This window comes from Prevotella sp. P4-51, from assembly GCF_002251455.1.
GTDB lineage: Bacteria > Bacteroidota > Bacteroidia > Bacteroidales > Bacteroidaceae > Prevotella.
On sequence record NZ_NPJM01000074.1, the window covers coordinates 1 to 19214 of the forward strand.

At 43.2% G+C, this 19214-nt stretch carries 7 protein-coding genes and 1 pseudogene; 1 reads left to right on the forward strand and 7 read right to left on the reverse strand.

Annotated features, from left to right (window positions below):
* Positions 1-244: 244 nt before the first annotated feature.
* The 7 genes from CIK94_RS13410 to CIK94_RS13440 form a co-directional block, all read right to left on the reverse strand.
* Entirely contained in the window at positions 245-4465 is a 4221-nt protein-coding gene (locus CIK94_RS13410) for a discoidin domain-containing protein (RefSeq protein ID WP_094423330.1), read from the reverse strand.
* Positions 4466-4629: 164 nt separating this feature from the next.
* Positions 4630-9615 (reverse strand): discoidin domain-containing protein, encoded by a 4986-nt coding sequence (locus CIK94_RS13415; RefSeq protein WP_094423331.1) that lies wholly within the window; start codon positions 9613-9615, stop codon positions 4630-4632.
* A gap of 102 nt (positions 9616-9717) precedes the next feature.
* Positions 9718-11550, reverse strand: coding sequence for a SusD/RagB family nutrient-binding outer membrane lipoprotein (locus tag CIK94_RS13420; RefSeq protein WP_094423336.1), 1833 nt, complete (start codon positions 11548-11550; stop codon positions 9718-9720).
* A gap of 31 nt (positions 11551-11581) precedes the next feature.
* Positions 11582-15049, reverse strand: a complete 3468-nt coding sequence (locus CIK94_RS13425; RefSeq protein ID WP_094423332.1) for a SusC/RagA family TonB-linked outer membrane protein — start codon at positions 15047-15049, stop codon at positions 11582-11584.
* Between the two features lie 267 nt (positions 15050-15316).
* Positions 15317-16864: an AraC family transcriptional regulator gene (locus CIK94_RS13430; protein WP_158216586.1), complete on the reverse strand. Its 1548-nt coding sequence runs from the start codon at positions 16862-16864 to the stop codon at positions 15317-15319.
* Between the two features lie 69 nt (positions 16865-16933).
* A complete protein-coding gene (locus tag CIK94_RS13435) occupies positions 16934-17920 on the reverse strand; it encodes a FecR domain-containing protein (protein ID WP_094423334.1) in 987 nt (328 codons plus the stop codon).
* A gap of 29 nt (positions 17921-17949) precedes the next feature.
* Positions 17950-18516, reverse strand: a complete 567-nt coding sequence (locus CIK94_RS13440; protein WP_158216587.1) for an RNA polymerase sigma-70 factor — start codon at positions 18514-18516, stop codon at positions 17950-17952.
* Positions 18517-18795: 279 nt separating this feature from the next.
* On the opposite strand from CIK94_RS13440, the pseudogene CIK94_RS13445 reads away from it, so the two are divergent.
* Positions 18796-19092, forward strand: a pseudogene (locus CIK94_RS13445) (IS1380 family transposase); the annotation flags it as partial.
* Between the last annotated feature and the right edge of the window lie 122 nt (positions 19093-19214).

A 19214-nucleotide genomic window follows, 5' to 3' on the forward strand; every position in this document is an offset into this window, starting at 1 on the left:
TTATTTGTTAAAATTTATCACGTGATATCTATATCAACACCATCTAAATCAAATGTATACAAGAAATGCTATATACTTATAATCCCAATATATCGTATTCTTAATGAATGTTATTCTATATCTAATTATGGTGTGCGATTAATAAAACGGGAATGGTGAATACCAGGCACCATTCCCGCATCTTTGAACTATTAGCGCACTTAATCGCGCTGAAACAATCTTTTTTACCTATTCTTACCTAACATTATTTAATCACAATTTTCTTAGTTGTACCGTTAGAGTAGCGTACGATGTAAAAACCTGATGACGGATTCTTTACTTCGATACCTTGGATATTGTAGTATGCTACAGGAATAGCATCATCTTCTTCAGGAGTAATGATTATTTCATCTATACCCGACATTTCAGAAGGAAGACCGGTTCCGGAAACTGCCAGAATATTGGCAACATACCACTTGTCAGATTCGATTTTAATTGCTTTCAGTTTCTTGGTGTTATTCACATCGAAAGAATAAGTTTTCTCTCTAAGGAAGTGATCATTATCATCAATTTCGTCTTCAGTTGTCTGATAACGGTCTGTTTTTCCGCTGAATACCACGCCGAAAGTTTTGCCGATAGCATAATCGTCATCTCTATCCCATCTGCTCAAGCTGTAGTATTTTTCGTCGCCTTCACTATCATCTTCAAAGATGGGCGTTACATTGATAGCCGCCTGAAAATCGTCGCCTGAGAATGCCAGCAAGTGGAATTTCTGGCAAAGTACGGGAGTCTTTAATGTCAATATGGCCTCATCGTAACGCTCACGGAGGGTGACGGAGTTCTTCTGATCGTAGGGCTGGAGTTGGTATTTCAGACCACTCACTGAATGAACCATGCGGTCGTCACCGGCAATCGCGCCTTTTTCCTGCACTGCGGGAGTGTAGAGACTCCAGTAATTATCACTGTCGACCTGACCGGTTACATAAGACTTTGAGGGGAGACCCTCGGCAATAACATCGTCAGTCCAGCCTGTAACTTCAAGAGGAACGCATACAGGTACTGCACTCTCAACCTGCTCATAGGCCTCGACTTCGGCAAGAGAGGGATAGAAGAAAGGATTGAGGTTGCAAATTATAGCCAGATATTTGGCATCCCGATACTCGGGGAAGATGAATTCGAGTTCGCTAATATCGCTGAGGTTTTCGAACGTTTTAACACGAGTCATCTTATCCAGCGACTTGCCAACAGCAATAGAAATGGTATTGTTTATATTACCCTCGTTACCGTTGTCATTTTCGCCACGGTTATTCTCGGGGATATATACTTTGATTTTTGAAAGGTGCCATATTTCGGGAGCTTCGAATATAGCCCAGAAGTCATCAGTGTGGCTTGACGGGTTTTCTATGCTTTCGCAGGCTTCTTTCTCTGTATTTCCGTCGGTAAGAGTCGACACGGTCGTCTCATCGAAAGCAGCAGTAGAGGAATAGTCTTCCTTGTAGTGGCGCAATTTTGCGTCAAGTCCTGCAAGGATGTTAGGACGGCTTTCATTGTCGATATACACTTTTACTTCGGCTTCCTTGTAGGCTGCACCGTTGGAAACAGTGATAAGAATATCGGATTCTCCCATGAGTTCGCCGCCGGTAACGGGAATTACAAACTTATGAGCCTGCATATCCTCGGTAATGTCACCGATTTCCACATTGTCGCCGCCAATGGCATTGCAGGCGAAAGAGGGATTACGGTCGTCACCGTTGAGGCTGTAATTTACTTCGATATATTTTGTGTCGCCAGAATTGACTTTGAGCTCGGTGGAATTGACATCGATAGTCATCTTTACGTTGTCGATACCGTAAGCCTCGAATTCCCAAACACGCAGCGTACCGCTTACTGAAGGAGAGAAGCGTATATAACGTCCCATTGTGGGAACAATATAATCTTCCTTGATGTTTACGGAACTCTTGTCCTTTTCGTCCACAACCTTTGTCCAGTTCTTACAATCCGCTGAAACTTCAATAGTATAGTTGCGGATGTTCTCATTGTTCTCAGGACCTGACTTACAGTCGTAGATCTTAAAGCCATAGATACGATACAGGCTCTGGCAGTCGATTATCACCCAGTTGTCGGGCGATACATTACACCACTTCTGAGAAGTGTTGCTCGGGTTGGTTATACCGTCAATAAGATTTTCAGGGGTTTCCTTTGAATTGGTACAACCGCTGTAGCTATAGATTTTTTTATGGAGAACGATGTTGTGCAGACTGCTGTAGTCATTGTTGCTAACCACATCAATCGCGTCGAAAGCGGTAGATGACGTACCGAGTGAATTGGTCGATTCAACGGTAACCTTCTGAGTGCCTTCGGCGAGGGCTTTGACTGTAATGACATTATCGGTAAGCTTGCCCTCAACAAGTTCAAGTGTTTCGGGAAGGATCCAGTTCCAAGCTGTGGGAGATCCGGTTCCAGTGGCTGTAATCGTGACAGTCTCACCAACTTTCACACAGCTATTGCTGAGCTTAAGGCTTACGATCGGAGCTCCGGGTTTGGGATATTCGGCTGATGCGCTCACGGGAGTCTGCTGTGCCATATCCTTGGTCACAGGAACAACTTCAACCTTCACTGCATCCTCGCTGCTTTCGCGTGTCAGCGCAGGAATATAGAAAGCTTCATCGCGTGTCTGTCCAATTAATTTACGACCTGAAGCCGTTGTGATATAAATGTCGAAATGGTCAAAATCATCGTTCCAGTTGAAATCCCATGTCACGCGGATATCGCCGCCGTTTTCATCAAGGCGATGTGAAAGCTGCAGGTTCTCTACTGCGACAGTAGCGGGGGCGTATGAACCGGGAAGGATTGCCAGCTGACCGAGATTCATATTGAATGAACCTGAACCGATGAGATTCAGAGCCACCATATATATTGTTTTGCCCTTTAACGATGAAAGGTCATATTCGGCTACAGTCCATCCGTTTTTCTTAGAGGTGTTGGCTGCTGAAAGAGTAACGTCGGGAGTGACTGAAGATGCGGTAGAGAGCATAAGCTCGGGGGCCTCGGCACCTTTGAACACGACGCGTATGATACCGCCGTTCTCAACGGGAATCATTGTCTTGTAAAGACGCATAAGGGCTTTGCCACTGAGATTGCCGGAAATCTTGAACGATGAACCATGATTGTAGGCGTCGTCCCAGTCAATAGAGACTTTGAGGTTGCCGCGGTTTTCAATCCACCAGCGCCATGTGGGAAGCACACTCTGAACACCGCTGTGATACCAGTCCTGCGTTCCCTGTTTCTCGCCATTGACAAAGCGATGCTTGCCAACACCAACACACATATTGCTGACGAAAGGCATGGAAGTAATTGCCGAGCGTTCAAGGACAGCACCTGAAATGCCGGTCCAGCTGATGTTACCGCCTGTAGAGGGGTCGCCGGCAGTGTTTACCCAAGCTTGCTCTTCATTTTCGAATGTCTGTTTGATGGCTGCATAAGCTTTTTCACCGTTGTCATCGGGTGTTCCGAGAAGATTGCGAACGTTGTCTTTCCAAGAGCGCTCTTCCGGGCAGAAGAGTGCGAGCGAGCCTACATGACCCGATGCGGGGAATGCTTTGTCGAGAGAACTCTGATAGCCTGTCAGACCGGAACGTACACATTGCACACCGGCATAAATTTTACCGAAGGTTTCAGCCTCTGTGCAATTTATATCCTTGGCAAGAGATCTGTGGTCTCCTTCCGAATAGTATTCAAGGAACATCGAGGTGTTCTTATGCGACTTAAGGATGGTGGCATCGATAACACCGAGGGCATTATAGTACATCATCTCCATCTGAGTGTCGCCGGCAGCATCGGCATACGAGTTGAATTCCTTGATAAATTCAGCCCATGTAGCGCTTTTGACGCCTGAACCACTTGTTTCATTGTTGATGAACCAACCGTCGAAACCGAGGTATTTGGCAATTTCATAAAGTTTCTTGGCGTATGGATATTTGCCATCCTCTTTGACTACGATTTCCTGTACCCATTCGGGGTCTCCTCCGAAATCTTTTGGCGGGAAGAAAATCTGACCCAGTATTTTCACACCTGCCTGATGTGCAGCATCAATAGAGCCTGCTGGGGGAGGAATGATAATACCTTCCGATGCAGAACCGGCCCAATAGACGAGTTTGTCCATATATTGCCAGTAGGTAGGCTGATAGCCAATGAAATTGTCAGCTCCCTGCGAGGGGCTGAGTGAACACATGTTGAAAAGGATTGTAGCGTTGCAGATCTGACCCTCGTAGTGCTGAGAATTATTAGCCTTCATCAGCTCAGGTTCTTGAAAACGCTTTGCAAGAGGCACACGTGAACGATTGAATTTTGCTACAGGGTCATTCTCCGGCGACCAACTCTTGATATCGCGTGGATGCCAGCAACCACCATAAGGCTGTTGTGCGTTCAGATTCAGGCTTGTGACTACCGCCAGCAAAGCCGAAATAATGTAAAGTTTGACTTTCATAAATGAAATAATAATAGTTAATAATGTATTAGGATCTTTTTGATATTTAGAGAAACACGCATAGCGAAATAACTACTTACGCATATTTTAAAAAAAGAACCGATGTCCTTAAAGGTTGGACACCGGCTCCTTTTTACTTATAAATAGTGCTTATCTCATGAAAATCATTTGATAATGACCTTTCGTGTGCTGCCGTCGGAATAACGGACAATGTACAGACCTGATGTAGGATTCTTGACTTCAAAGCCCTGGATATTGTAAACAGCCTCGATGGTCTTGTCTCCTTCAGATTTAATGGAGTCTATTCCGGTTGTTATCTCTGCTTTGGCAAGAGCAAGAATTGTAGGATATGTACGGTTTTTGCTATGCTGGAAGCTTACTTTCTGGAATTTCTTATTAGCATCCAGATTAACAGTGAATTCGAAAAGACGGAAATTGTTTCGACCGTCGAAATCATCTACATCATTTTCCCAGCTGTCGTTGTTCGCAAAGATACGGTCGAAACCGTGGAGTGCGGTACCTGTAGCATCCCCGTACCAGTCCTGAATTGTAATAGTCTGAGGCTCGTCGGTGCTACCGTCTTCATATCCAACTGTAACTTCTACATCACAATCGCCGTTAGCTGAGATTGCAAGGATGTGGAGTTGTTCACAGAAGCTGGGTTTAACTGCAGTAAGCTCCGCCGGATCATCGTTTGCGTCAAGACGAAGTGCATTGGGAGCATCGTAAGGTTCAAGTGTAAATACAGTTCCATTAGAGGTTACAATTGTGCGATCGTCACCGGCAACTGAACCCTCTTCTTTAACCGCTGAGGAATAGAGAACCCAACCCTCTTTATCAAGATATTTGGTGATAAATTCATTCGAAGGAGTGGACTCTGCAATTACGTCATGTTTCCAACCGGTAAATTCAGACGGTTTTTCCACAGACACCTTCACTTTGCAAACTTTTGCAAGCTCGCCATTGGTAACAGTAAATGTAATCTCGCCATTACCCTTGTCGGAAAGAGCAGTCACAGGCACTGTGAATGTGCATGCGGTTTCATCTTCCGTAATATCACCAAGGATTACACCGTTGCCTGTGAAGTCTGCGTCAGCGCTGAAGTTGGCTTCGCGTGTTTCGCCGTTCATGTTGTATGTTACGACAAGGTTCTCGGTTGATTCGGGAGCTACTTTAAGAGTGTTAACCGAAGGTGTAAGACGAATCTTCGAACCGTTCAAATCGGCAAGAGCAGAGATACCGAATACCCAGAATTTAGGATTCTTCGATGCGCGGAAATTCACGGCTACGGCATTCTTTTCGGGATTTGACTTAATAGCGACCTCATTCATACCATATTTATAACTGCCGAACGATGTTTCGCCTTCCAATACTTTAAGGTCTGTTACAGCAAAATCGTTAATATTGTAGGTGCTGTAGTCAGCACGAGGCACATTGATTGCAAAGCCTTCAGATTCAGAGCCATCTTCATATTTGATGGTTGCTGTGATTTCACGTTCAGATGTGCAGTTGCAAAGAACGTAAATCTCTTCGGCAGGAATAGGCTCGGCAAATTCGAGAGTATAGTCAGTGTTCTTGCTCTCAACAGCGAGAGCGTTTTTCTGAGTATAATCAGCGAGTTCGAAGGTTGTGCCATTCTTGGTTACGATGATACGGCTGTCGGGCGATGAGATTGCATAATCGTTGTTAACATTAGAAGTGTAGAAGCAACCCCATTCAAATTCCAGATCCGCATGGTCTTCAACGGGTCTCTCTTCGGCAACTATGTCGTAGGTAAAGCCTTTTGCGATAGCTACAGGCACTACTTTGGGTCCGTCGGCCTCAAGCTGGGCATAAGCCTCGACTTCTGCGAGCGACGGGTAGAAGTAGGTGTTGACATCACACACTACTGCAAGATATGTAAACGGATCAGCTTCGGGCAGGTAGCAGGTCAATTCAGATACATCCTTGAGATTATCAAAACTCTCCACGATGTTCCAATTCAGACCGTCGTTACTTGTGCGGATGCTTATTGCATTATTGACATAACCTTCTTTATCGTTCGAGTTGACTCCCTTGTTACCGGCTGGGATGAAGACTTTGACTTTACCGAGTGAGAAACGACCGGGATTGGTGAATACGGCCCATAAATCATTGCGCGAAATACATGGGTCCTCATACATCTCTTCGGTCAATCCTTCGGTTGTTGTATCTCCGTCAGTAAGATTTCCGGTTTTTTGAGAATCATATGTGGCTCCGGCAACATAGTCTTCATTGAATTTTCTCATTTCTGCCTCAGTTCCATTTAAGGAATTGGCGACATCTTTACTGTCAAGAATGAAGTCAATGAATGTCTGGCGTTTTGCTTCGCCATTTTGAAGTGCTACAGTCAACTCGGCTTTGCCAATCTTCTTAGCAGCAGTCACATCAAATGTGAAGTGACCGTTGCCATCGTTCTTAGGTTCTGTGAATGTGATATAAGAACTTTCAGACGACAGCGAAAGCCCAAAATTATCAGCAACCTCTTCCCCGTTCATATTGTAGGCGACTGTGATGGTCTGAGTTTCTTTGGGTTCAAGGTTGATTGTATGAGGAGCTTCAATGGTTATACGTGAATTATCACGGGCAGTGATTTCAAATTCATATAAACGACAGGTGAAACGTTTGTCGGAATAAGGCTGGAGTTTCACATAACGGGCAACGGTGGGAACAATATAAGCGCGATGGATATTCTCATCCGAGACATTAGTTGCATTAACTATTTCTTTCCATTCAGAGCCATTGTCGCTGACAAGAATCCGATAGTTGGCGATGTTGTCTTCGCCACCCTTAATGAGAGAATGATTGTCGTAAACTGCGAAGTCGTATACAGTATGTGGCGTCTTGAGGTCGACAATTACATAGGGATTTGTGGATATGTCGCTCCAGCAGAAGTCTTTATTCGAGGGTTTTGAATCTCCATCAATAAGATAATCGGCTTTTCCGGTCACTGCGCGGCCACAGCTGATGTTTTTACCGATTGCCGCATTGTAAACTTCTTTGTAAGCTACATCAGAGAATACATCAAAAGCAATATCGTTAAATGTTGAGGTTCCATATGAGTTACCTACTTCTACTGTAATATTCTGACGTCCTTCTGCGAGTGCTTCTACCTGAATCGACGCATCGGCCAAATCGCCTTTGACCAGTTTTACAGAGGAAGGCAAGGTCCAGGCATAGGTTGTCGGATTGTCAGAACCGGATGCTGTGAGTGTAATAACCTCACCGACCTTGGCATAACTCTTCATTGGAGTGACTGAGATTACAGGAGCCGCAGCGATATGGAAATCCATATCCTGAGATTTTGCGACTTGGGTACTGCCATCCTTCATCACTGTCACAAGTTCCACTTTAATGGATTTTTCATTCCCTTCGCGGCTGAAGCGCGGTACATAAAAGCCTTCGCCACGAGTCTGACCTACCAGCTTACGTCCTTTGGCGTTTGTCACGAAGATATCAAAATGATCAAAATCCGTGTTATAGTCATAACTCCAGCTCAGACGAAGATCGCCGTCCTTATCATTGAGATTACCTTTGAACTCAATATCCTTGACCGGCAATACTGCAGGATTATAATTGGCCGGAAGAACGGAAAGCTCGCCAAGTTTAAGCTCATAGTTGCTGTTATCAGCGGTAGCGTTTATGAGGAGATCTATTTCGGAAATCGTCTGACCGTTAAGTGAGGCAAGGTCATACTCGGCGACAGTCCATCCATTGTTAGTGGATGTCTTAGCCTCGGAGAGTGTTGTGTCGGAAACTTTTACAGATGGAGCTACCCCATTTGTTTTATACACCAGACGAATGACGCCACCGTTGCTGACGGCAATCTTGGATTTGAATAGACGCCAGGTATGGTTTCCGGCAGAGAGTGTGCCGGTTAACTTAACACAGTTGCCATGATTATATGCGTCATCATAATCATAGGCAAATGTCATACCGTCGACATTGGAGCGCCAGTGGGGAAGGATACTCTGAACTGAAGTGGCATTCCAATCCTGAGTGTTCATTTTTTCGCCTTTTACAAAACGATGCTTACCAAGGCCGACAGAAAATGATGAAGTGAACGGCATGGAGGAAATCGTTGACATTGCAGACACTTTTGAACTGATGCCACTGAACGAGGATCCGCCAGCCCATGTGTTATATTCACGCTCGAACACTTCGGCCTGAATATCATAGGCCTTTTGGCCGACAATATTTGTCGGATCACTCCATAGATCATCAGTCAGCACCTTATAAGTATGCTGTTCGGGGGTGAACAGGCATATCGAACCGGCAGAAGGAACGGAAAATCCGTATAAACCGGCCTGTGCACATTCAATGCCGGCATACAGGCGATGGTAGATGTCCTCGGCTGTACAACCAAGTTGGGAAGCATAGCTGCTCTTATCACCGGTACTGTTGTATTCAAGGAACTGAGATGTGTTGCGGTGTGATTTGAGAATATCTATTGTCGGATTCCCGCTCGCATCGTACCATTGGATTTCCATGTAAGTGTCTCCGGCAGCATCTGCAGTTTCGCTGAAACACTTGATGAAATCAGACCATTCGTTGACGCGTTTGCCATTATCAAGTTCCTTGTTAATGAACCAGCCGTCGAAACCGAAGTATCTGGCAATCTCATACATTTTGACTGCATAGGGATATTTGCCGTTTTCATCTTTGGTAAGCATAGCTTCAATCCAGCCGTCACGGCCACCGATTGTGCGAGGCATGAAGAACAGTGTACCGAGGATTTTGACACCGTTTAAGTGAGCGGCATCTATCGTACCGGCTGGCGGCAATACGAATATACCTTCATTACCTGCGCCGCCCCAGTTTATGAATTTCTCCATGTACTGCCAATAAGTTGGCTGATATGCCAGGAAGTTATTGCCTCCCTGCGATGGAGTCATCGAGCACATCTTGTTGGTGATGGTGGCTGTTTCCACTTGCCCACGACCGGCATTGTTGTCAATACGGGTTTGCAAGGGAATGCGAGAACGGTTGAATTTTGCATCCGCATCTGTAGAAGCGGACCAGTTGATTACTTCATCGGGAAACCAACAACCGCCATACGGTTGTTGAGCTCTGGCAGTCATTATGGCCGACAACATGATTGCCAAGGCCAGAATTTGCTTTCTGATTTTCATTTCTTTAATTATTTTAAAATATTAAATTGGTATGATATTGATTGTTATAAACAGGTATAACTTGCCGGCACTTTTTGTTTTTGCCGGCAAGTTTTTTGTGTTTTATCTACGAATGCGGAGGAGTGCACCGCTGTTACCAAAGTTTGAAGGTACATCGTCCGACACATCCCACCAGAGGCGTCGGCCCTGTGAGTTCTTTGCAGGCATGTCACTTTCTGTAAACGCCTTATTTGAGTTCTCTGAATTAGGATAAAGCAGACGCTTGATGAAGTGTCCTTCAGGGACATCGCCACCAGAAGCGTTATTCAGCGGAAGCATAAGTTTGGGATAATCCGTGCGACGGAACTCAGCCCAGCCTTCATTGCCATTCGGGAAAACTGCCATCCACTTCTGAGTGATAATTGCTTCGAGAATTTTCTCTTTGTCTCCAGAACCGAATGTTCCGTCATTAAGAGCTACCAGTCCATTGATGTAGCTTTGAGCTTCAGCTGCAGAAATCTCGTAATAATCCATCGAAGCCTGCACTCCCTGACGGTAAAGATCTTCAGGGTTGCCAGATCCCCAACCACGAAGAGCAGCTTCTGCACGGAGGAAAAGACTTTCGGCATAACCAAGCCATACGGTAGGCTCCGCACAATTGAACCATGATTTCGGATCGTGATATTTAGATTTTGCGGGATCTTTAGCTGTACGAGTAAGAGAGAACTTGTTAGGAGCCAACATCGTAACTTCTGCATATCCTTTTGGACAACCCTTGAAATCTTCTCGAAGGCTTTCTTCTCCGGCAGCAAGTGTACTGGCTGTCATACCTGTACGATACCAACATATAAGACAGCGAGGGTCTATTATTTTCTCTGTTTGTCCGCTTCTTCCCGTCTTAATGATATAAGTAGCGCCTCCAGTTGAAAGAGTTCGATAATAGTTTTCAAGATCCCAACCCATAACACAATCTCCGTTGTACATGACAGAACACATAGCCAATACATTTTCTTGGCCGCCGTCATTGATACCTCCAGCTTCAACAGGAGCGTAACGGGGAACCGTTTTCATGTTATCATCATTACTTTCCATCAGGCCCCATTTATTGGACAAGGCATCTTGAGCTTCCTGCTGGGCTCTTTCCGGGTCGATGTTCGAAATACGACAAGCCAGTCGCAGACGAAGAGTATTTGCGAAGCGCAACCATTTTTTAGCATCTCCATGATAACAAATATCTTCAGTATCAATGACATACTGCGAAGCGTCATCAGGATCTATTGCGTCAACGGCTTGTCTAAGCATGCGGAACATGCCATCATAAACATCAGCCTGGGTGTCGTAAGGCACATTATTGGTCTCAGGAGTCTGAACTGATGCGTAAATCTTGAACGGCATGTCGCCATACGTATCTGTATTTGCGAGCGCAAGAAATGCGAAATAGATACGTGTGATGAAATACTGGTTAATGTATCTTTCCGGGTTGGGGCTGAACTTAAAGGCACGGAGCAACGAAGCATATTCCTTGCAACGATCAACATAGAAGTGACGCCAGCGAGAAGAGCTCCATCCGTCGGCATAGTTATAGTCGGGAGCAGAACCGACAAAATTTGATTTATTATTGCCAGTGTATCCTGCATAGATATCATGGGTCAGATTAGTTGTAATCTGATAATCGTTGTAGTATCCTTCATAAAGGAAATTACGGAATGTCGCAGGAGCCGCGGCAAGGTCGTCTTTTATCTGCGCCAGAGCTTCTGGGTCAGTAACATTATAGGAGATATCAATATCTCCGTATTCTCCGATCGGATTTATCGGTTCGTCGCCTCCATCTTCTGTATTATTGTTAGGTAGGGCGTAAGGATCTTCGCCCATATCTGTAAGGTTATAGCATGATGACATGCCACCAATGAGCAGGATAGATGTCATGGCCAAAACCAAGAATTGATTTGATTTCATATTATGTTTCAATATTTTTAAGAATATTTGATCAGAACTCAACATTCACACTAAAACCATAAGTGCGGGTATATGGCACTGCCAGGAAATCAAGAGCTTGAGAGAACATGGAAGTATCGTATCCTCCTTCAGGATTACCAGGACAATGTTTCATGAGGTAGCAAAGGTTACGAGCCACGAAGCTTGCACGAAGGTTTGTTAAAGGGGTTTTGCTTAACCATTTTTTGGGGAAGTTATAGCCTACAGAAAGTTCTTTAAGCTTTATATAGGAAGCATCATGAACGAATTCTTCGGCATAACCGCTTTCACTCTTATACAGACCGATGGTAGAGTAGTAACGCTGTGCTGAAACAGGAATATCATTAATACTGCCATCTCCTTTTACACCGGGTACTACCATGTAGTAATCGCTGACACCATTGATTTCCTTGAATTCTCCGCGATAAGCTGTGCGTTCGGAAGTGCCGATTTTTGTTGCCATACCTTCTGAAACACTTACGATATCTCCACCGAACTTCATATCAAGCATACCAGAGAATGTAAGATTTTTCCATCTGAAAGAAGGCGTTACTGACATCAGAAGATCCGGCTGAATGTTGCCAATAGGATGGTCGAGGAGATACTGCTCAAGATTACCGTTTCCGGTCTCTGTCATCGGGAGTCCGTTAGCACCGATAATAATATTACCATTTGCATCTCGTTTCATCAGGTTGTTAGCGTAGATATCGCCAAGTTTGCCACCAGACACTGCGCCAACCTTAACTGGCATATTCGGATCACCGTTGAAGTAGATACGATTTACTCCATCAGCCAATTCATCTACAATCGATTTGTTGTGTGCAAAATTGACACTAAGATTAAATGTTAAGTCTTTTGTTTGAGCGAGAGTACCATAGACCATTAACTCAACACCTTTATTTGTGATTCGACCTGCATTGACCCACTGCTGAGTCCATGGAGCAGATGCATCAACAAGCATAGCTTGGTTCTTTGTATTAGAGTTGTAATAGGTAAAGTCAAATCCGAGTCTGTTACCAAAGAATTTCATATCCAGACCGACCTCATAAGAAGTCTTTATCTCTGGTTTTAAGTCAGAGTTCATCTTAATCGTATTGGGGATTGGCTTGCGATTGCCCATCTGATACTCAAACATGCGCACATTATAGAGGTTGTAGGGATCCGGATCCTTACCTACCTGAGCTGCGGACAGGCGTACTTTGGCAAAAGTAATCCAGGCAGGCAGACCGCTGCCGACGCTACGTGCAAAATCAGAGATAACAAAGCCAAGGTTGACTGAAGGATAGAAGAATGAATTATGCTTACTAGGAAGTGTTGAAGACCAGTCGTTTCGTGCGGTGAGATCAAGCGACAGGAATTCTTTAAAAGCCATCTGAGCTGATGCGAATACCGAGTACATGGCACGGTTATGTCCGTCGTTTGTTGCAGAAGTCAGTTTATTACCGGTATTAAATATCCAAATATCCTTGCTCAGCATATTCTGTACAGAGGCACCGAAAAGCTCATATTTTTGGTACATGATGTTGCCGCCGGCAGTGAAGCCTATGCGCCAGTTGTCGTTGATGCTTTTGTCGCCAATGAAAGTAGCCGATATGTTCTGTTCAAAATGATTGATTTCCGAACGGTTCATGCTGTCATCAATCATATGTTCCTGCCATGTTGTAGTGCCATTGGATATGGCGTTGATGGCAAGCCCCAGATCAGTTTCTTCGATACGGGTACGATAGTAATCAAATGCGTATTTTGCCTGAAAGTGCATCCAGTCATTGAATGTTATCGTCAAGCCATAGAAGCCGAATGCTCTCCAACGCTCATCGGAGTTCTGAAGTCTATGGCGGACAAAATATGGATTTGAATATGTCATGTCGGGACCATACCAGTTAACATGGGGACGCACCTCATTACTGTAGTCCTTAAGGTCGCTGAGTCGCACATTTCCGGGAATCATCAGCAACTGACCCACCTCGCCTAACAGACCGGTGTAAGGACGGTTTTCTGCTTTCGTGTTTGAAACCGATACTTTCCCCTCGCTTTTGAGCCATTTGTTAAGGGTGGCACCAGCAGAAAAGTCGATATTGAATTTTTCCAGTTTTTCTCCATCAAAAAGACCGCTGTTATCATTGAAGCCTACTGACAGACGATAATTGCTTTTATCTGTCATGTTGCTCAAGGCTACGGTATGGAACTGCGAAAAACCTGTACGGAAATAATCTTTTAGTTTGTCTCCGTCATAGACATAAGGAATCATTTCCCCAAGGTAGTTAGGCTTTAATGAGCCGTCAAACTTAGGACCGAATGCGCCAGTATCATTGATCTTCTGTGGATTCCCTTCGCTATCTGTTTCATAATGAATTATGCCATTGGATCCTTGACCATAGATTTTCTGCATTTTGATTGAACCTGCAGCCTGGCTCCAAGTGAATGATCCGGAATAATTTACTCCAAATCCAGCCTTGCTGCTGCCTCTCTTTGTCGTGACAAGGATAACACCATTACCTGCGCGTGAGCCGTAAAGGGCTGCTGCATTCGGACCTTTAAGAACAGATATCGACTCGATATCTTCTGGGTTCAGGTCAAAAGATGTGCCTCCTCGGTCATAACCTCCATAGGCAGAGGCATCAGAACTGTTGTTATCGGTAAAAGGTACACCATCTACAATCCATAAAGGCTGATTGTTATCGGTTAACGACGAATTGCCTCGTATGGTGATTTTTGTAGAACCGCCTAATCCGGTCGAAGCGGTATTCATTTGCAAGCCTGCTACTTTTCCGTCAAGAGCGCCTACTACTGATGGATCTCCCGTGGTGTTAAGTGCATCGCCCTTAACATCCTGAACGGCGTACCCAAGCATCTTTTTGTCTCGTTTGATACCTAATGCGGTAACTACAACTTCATTGAGTATGTTTGTGTCTGGTATAAGAGAGATTACAAGGGGTGTTTTATCCCCTACTTTCACGGTCTGAGGCTTGTAGCCTATATATGAAAAGCAAAGCTCAGGATTCTCTCCAGAGACTTCAATAGAGTAATTGCCGTCAATATCGGTAATAACACCTGTATTCTGTCCTTTTACAACCACATTTGCTCCAATCAGCGGCTCTCCGTTTTCATCAAGTAATTGTCCGGTAATAGTTCTTTTTTCTGGAGAGTTTGATGAGTCTTCAATACGAGGCTGGGTATTCTGTTTAAGATAAATGATTTTATCTTTGATAGAATAACAGATGCCTGTCCCTGCAAGTATTTTGTCAAGGACTACTTTTAGGTCGGCATCTTTAAAAGAGAACGCTTTGACTTTGTGCGATGCCATTGCATCATCATAGAAGAACTCGTAGTCAGATTGCGACTTGATCGCGCTGATCACCTCACTTAGTTTTGTGCCGGCACTCGTTCTAAGATTGATTCCGGCACTGGCTATCATGGACATAGCAAGTAAGATACCGGTCATTAAGCTTCTCGGCCAAAAGGATAATGTTTTCTTGTTCATTTTAAAGTATTTTTAAAGATTTATTATATGGTAAATATATTTTCATACTGCCTATGTCAGTATAACACACGTGGGAAAAGAACTACCTACATTATCTTTCATTTTCGTAGAAAAAAATGAGGTTTTTCTAATTGCAAAATTATGCACCAGGTGACAATCGACAAAGGTATTAAGGCAAACAGTCGTTCAAGTTCGTGCGTTTGTGCATCTATAAAAAACGAAACTCCAGCAAACAGCTGGAGTTTGAACAAAGATGCGAGTATTTGATCAAATACTTTTTTTGCGAGCTATCCGTTGGTATTCTGAAGGGGTCAACCCAGTTTCCTTTTTGAAGGCCGTAATTAATGAGGTTCGGGATTTATAACCTACACTTTGCGATATGGCCTCAATAGTGTATTGTCCATAATTAGCAATATCACTTAATTTTTCACAAGCTTCACGGACACGATATTGGTTAATCAAATCTCGGAATGTAGTATGAAGCTGTTCATTCAATATCATGGACAGAGTCCGAGGACGAATATGTGTGAGTTCCGATAATGTTTGAAGTGAAAAATCTGGTTCAAATACCTCATCCGACTTATCCAGAATACTCAATACCATTAATGCGTCAGGATTGCGACCGCCCCCGCTTTCATCTATTGTTCCTGCTTCAAAATGTTCTTTTCTTAATTTACGATTTCTACTTTCTTGTTCTATAATTTGTTGTCTCTGATTATATAGGTCCTGGTAGCTTGCCTGGAGACGTCGATGCCGATTGGCAATTACAATAAGTAGTGGAATCGTGATAGCCAACAATAATCCTGAAAAAAGTATTATGAGCTCACGCAGCTTCTTTTGTCGATCTGATTCGGCAAGTAGAATTGATGACTTTTGTCGCTCTGCGGCAAGATCATTGATAAATTTTAAATTGTCAATCGTACCAAGGCTCTGAAAATTGAGGATGGAATCCTGACTAACCAAAAATTTGGTATGCACCATACGAGCTGCATCGAAATCTCCGTTTTGTTGATAAATACGTTCCATCAGGCAATAAGCATCGCTGACAGCTTCCAAATTATGCTCTTTGTTACCGAACTTCAATAGCTTGCCAGCATAATATAGCGCGGAGTCAAGACGATGTGTCTGGTAATAAAGATATGATATCGAACGAAGATCCTGGTGAGTATATATAACTCTATTTGGCGTATCGTAACTGGAGCCAAGTTGAGTTTTCAGATAGTTGATGGCAGTAATGGTATCTCCGCCAAGGAGAGCTGAAATGGATTTATATCTTATCTTCGCATAACAGAAATCCGGGTTGTCGGGTGGAATAGGCAATGTGCCGAATTTTTTTATCTCATCAGTGAACTGCCGTACGTATTCGGGCTTTTGTACTTCAGATGTAAAGTTACAGAAAGTCACAATGGTTTGTAACCATGACTCATTTTCTGATGCTAATCGAAAGGCTTTATGATACTCGTCAATACTCAATTTATCAAATTCAGGAGATTCAACCTGATGTGAAAAAATAGCGTAGATATTGGCAAAATTCATGGCTATTTGAGCAGCAATAATCGGCCGATCTAAATTGTCGCTAATTTCTGATGCTTTTATCAGTGCTTCATAGGCTGATTTGTAATCTCCGACATAATGAAAATACAAGCTACTTAGGTTTATAGCAGCTACAGCACAATGGCACATCTGCTCTTCACTCAGTCCTCTATGATAACTATTCAATACTTTGGAGAAGCACATCCGAGCGCTATCAGTATATTCCGCCCCGTCTATAAGATAATTTCGTCCTTGATTTATCAATGCTTGCGTGTCTTTCAAAGTCAAAGAATGACAATGAAAAACAGATACAATCAACAATAATGCAACGAAACACCCCCTCATAAAAAACTATTTTTTATCACTGATTAGAATCCCGTAACCATGGTATGAAAAGACAAATGGAATAGTTTCACTCAATGCCTCCAGAGTTGAATCTATTGATGAGTAGTATACAGTAGATCCAGAATATGTACGACTATTGTCAACTGAATTTCTAATTGTAATTTCGACACCATACAATTTTTCTAAATCAGCCGCAATTTCCGCAATCGTAGCATTATGGAAACGAATTAATCTGTTATGCCATACTGCATCAAGGGCAGTATTAACTTGGGAGATTGACATCCGACCATTTTGAGGATTAAACAGAACCTTTTGGCCAGGAGAAAGAACCACTCCGTCCTTATTCTTGCCAGGAGTCACCTCAATTTTACCCTCCAGAAGGCTTACGGTGTTTTCTTTATATTCAGAACTATTGAAGTTGAATTTGGTTCCAAGAACTGTGACATTAAGCCATTTGCCATCTACAGTAAAAGGGCGAGATGTATCATGAGCAACCTCGAAATACACTTCACCGGAAATAGACACTATCCTACGGTCATCTGCAAATGTCTTTGGATATGTTATCGAAGCATATCGGTTCAGCCACACCTTCGTGCTGTCAGGTAATGTAATTGTCATGGTTCCATTACTTGCCATCAGTTCAATCATCTCCACCTTAGGCTGACGTAAAATGAATAATCCGCCCAGTATTATTCCAATAAAAACAGCAGCAGCACTCCAACGGAAAAATCGCATGCGTTTCAATCTGCTTTGTCGTAGTTTGTCATCTGCGATTCTTTCATTTATAGAATTCCAGACACGATCATGCTGATGCTTGTCGGTTTTAAGACTCTCAGCAAGCATAGCGATTCGTTCTAGTTCAAATATCTGCCGGGCATTATCCTCAGATTCGTCTATCCATTGTTGCACCATTCGAAGTTCCTCATTAGAGCACTGATTGGTAATATATTTCATCATTAATTCCTCAGAAATTTGTGTCATGCGTTGTACCATTATTTTATTAAACAACTATGTTCTGAAAATCACTTATTGAAATAGTCGAGAAAAATGACAATCAAAACCAACAGATATCTCAATTTATCGCGAAGAAAATGGAGTGCTTTATAAATTTGAGCATCCACAGTCCTTACAGAAATATTCATAACATCCGCAATATCTTTACTCTTGAGCCCATTGATATAGCTCAATATAAAAACTTGGCGGCAACGATCTGGCAATTCATCAATGGCTTGACGCATTTTTTGTCCGATTTCAACACTTTCTACATCTCTCTGAGTGTCTTCTTCTGCAACAAATTCCATACGTCGCTCATTGATTGATTCCAACAATTCAATCCGTACTGCTGCTACATTTTTATGCCTAATGACATTAAGCGCTCTTGTTGATACTGCCCTATATAAATAGGAGGTAATACCCGAGTTTAAATCAAGACAATCTATTTTCTTCCAAAACTCATAGAATACGTCAGAGACTACATCTTCCGCTTCTTCCTGACTGTCTACAAATCGGAGAGCATGAAAAATCAGACGGCGATAATTATCGTCGAATAGTTTTTCAAATTGCGCTTCAATGTCGTTATATGGATTCAAAGTATGGCTGTTAAAGATTTTAAATTGGTTATTTAATATTATACGATTAATAGAGGTCTTTCGTATAGTTTGGCATCTCTAAAATTGTATAATCCAGATGTGGGCACTTCACTTGTTGTTTCGCCATCATATATTATTGTACCTTAATTCCGCAACACTATAATTTAACTTTATTTATAAGTTCCTGAGCAACAAAAAGTTGCCCAGGATTTTGCCGTGTCAGATTTTTCACCTATCTTAGTGTTGCAATTAGAAAACAAGCGAAAATCGTAACAAGGCATGGTAAAGGTACAAATAAAATCTGAGAAACTCACACCTTTTGGAGGAATTTTTTCAATCATGGAGAAATTTGACTCCATGCTTTCACCCGTTATCGACTCAACACTGGGTCAGAGATGCAGCAGTATCATCGGATATCAGTTCAGCGAGATAGTCCGTTCGCTGATGAGCGTTTATTTCTGTGGCGGCTCATGCGTGGAAGATGTAACGTCACAACTGATGCGCCATCTCTCGTATCATCCTACCCTTCGTACATGCAGCTCTGATACCATCCTCAGAGCCATCAAGGAACTGACTTACCCTAAAAAAACTTGACACTTTTGGATGCCTAAAACAAAAGTGTATGAGAACAAAAGTAAAACGTGAAAGAGATCGTGTCCTAAATGAAGCGACAGGTCAGTATGAATGGGTATGGGTAG

Coding starts and splice junctions, on each gene's coding strand:
- CIK94_RS13420 (WP_094423336.1), bottom strand. CDS start 11,550: ATGAAATCAAATCAATTCTTGGTTTTGGCCATGACATCTATCCTGCTC.
- CIK94_RS13435 (WP_094423334.1), bottom strand. CDS start 17,920: ATGGTACAACGCATGACACAAATTTCTGAGGAATTAATGATGAAATAT.
- CIK94_RS13410 (WP_094423330.1), bottom strand. CDS start 4,465: ATGAAAGTCAAACTTTACATTATTTCGGCTTTGCTGGCGGTAGTCACA.
- CIK94_RS13425 (WP_094423332.1), bottom strand. CDS start 15,049: ATGAACAAGAAAACATTATCCTTTTGGCCGAGAAGCTTAATGACCGGT.
- CIK94_RS13415 (WP_094423331.1), bottom strand. CDS start 9,615: ATGAAAATCAGAAAGCAAATTCTGGCCTTGGCAATCATGTTGTCGGCC.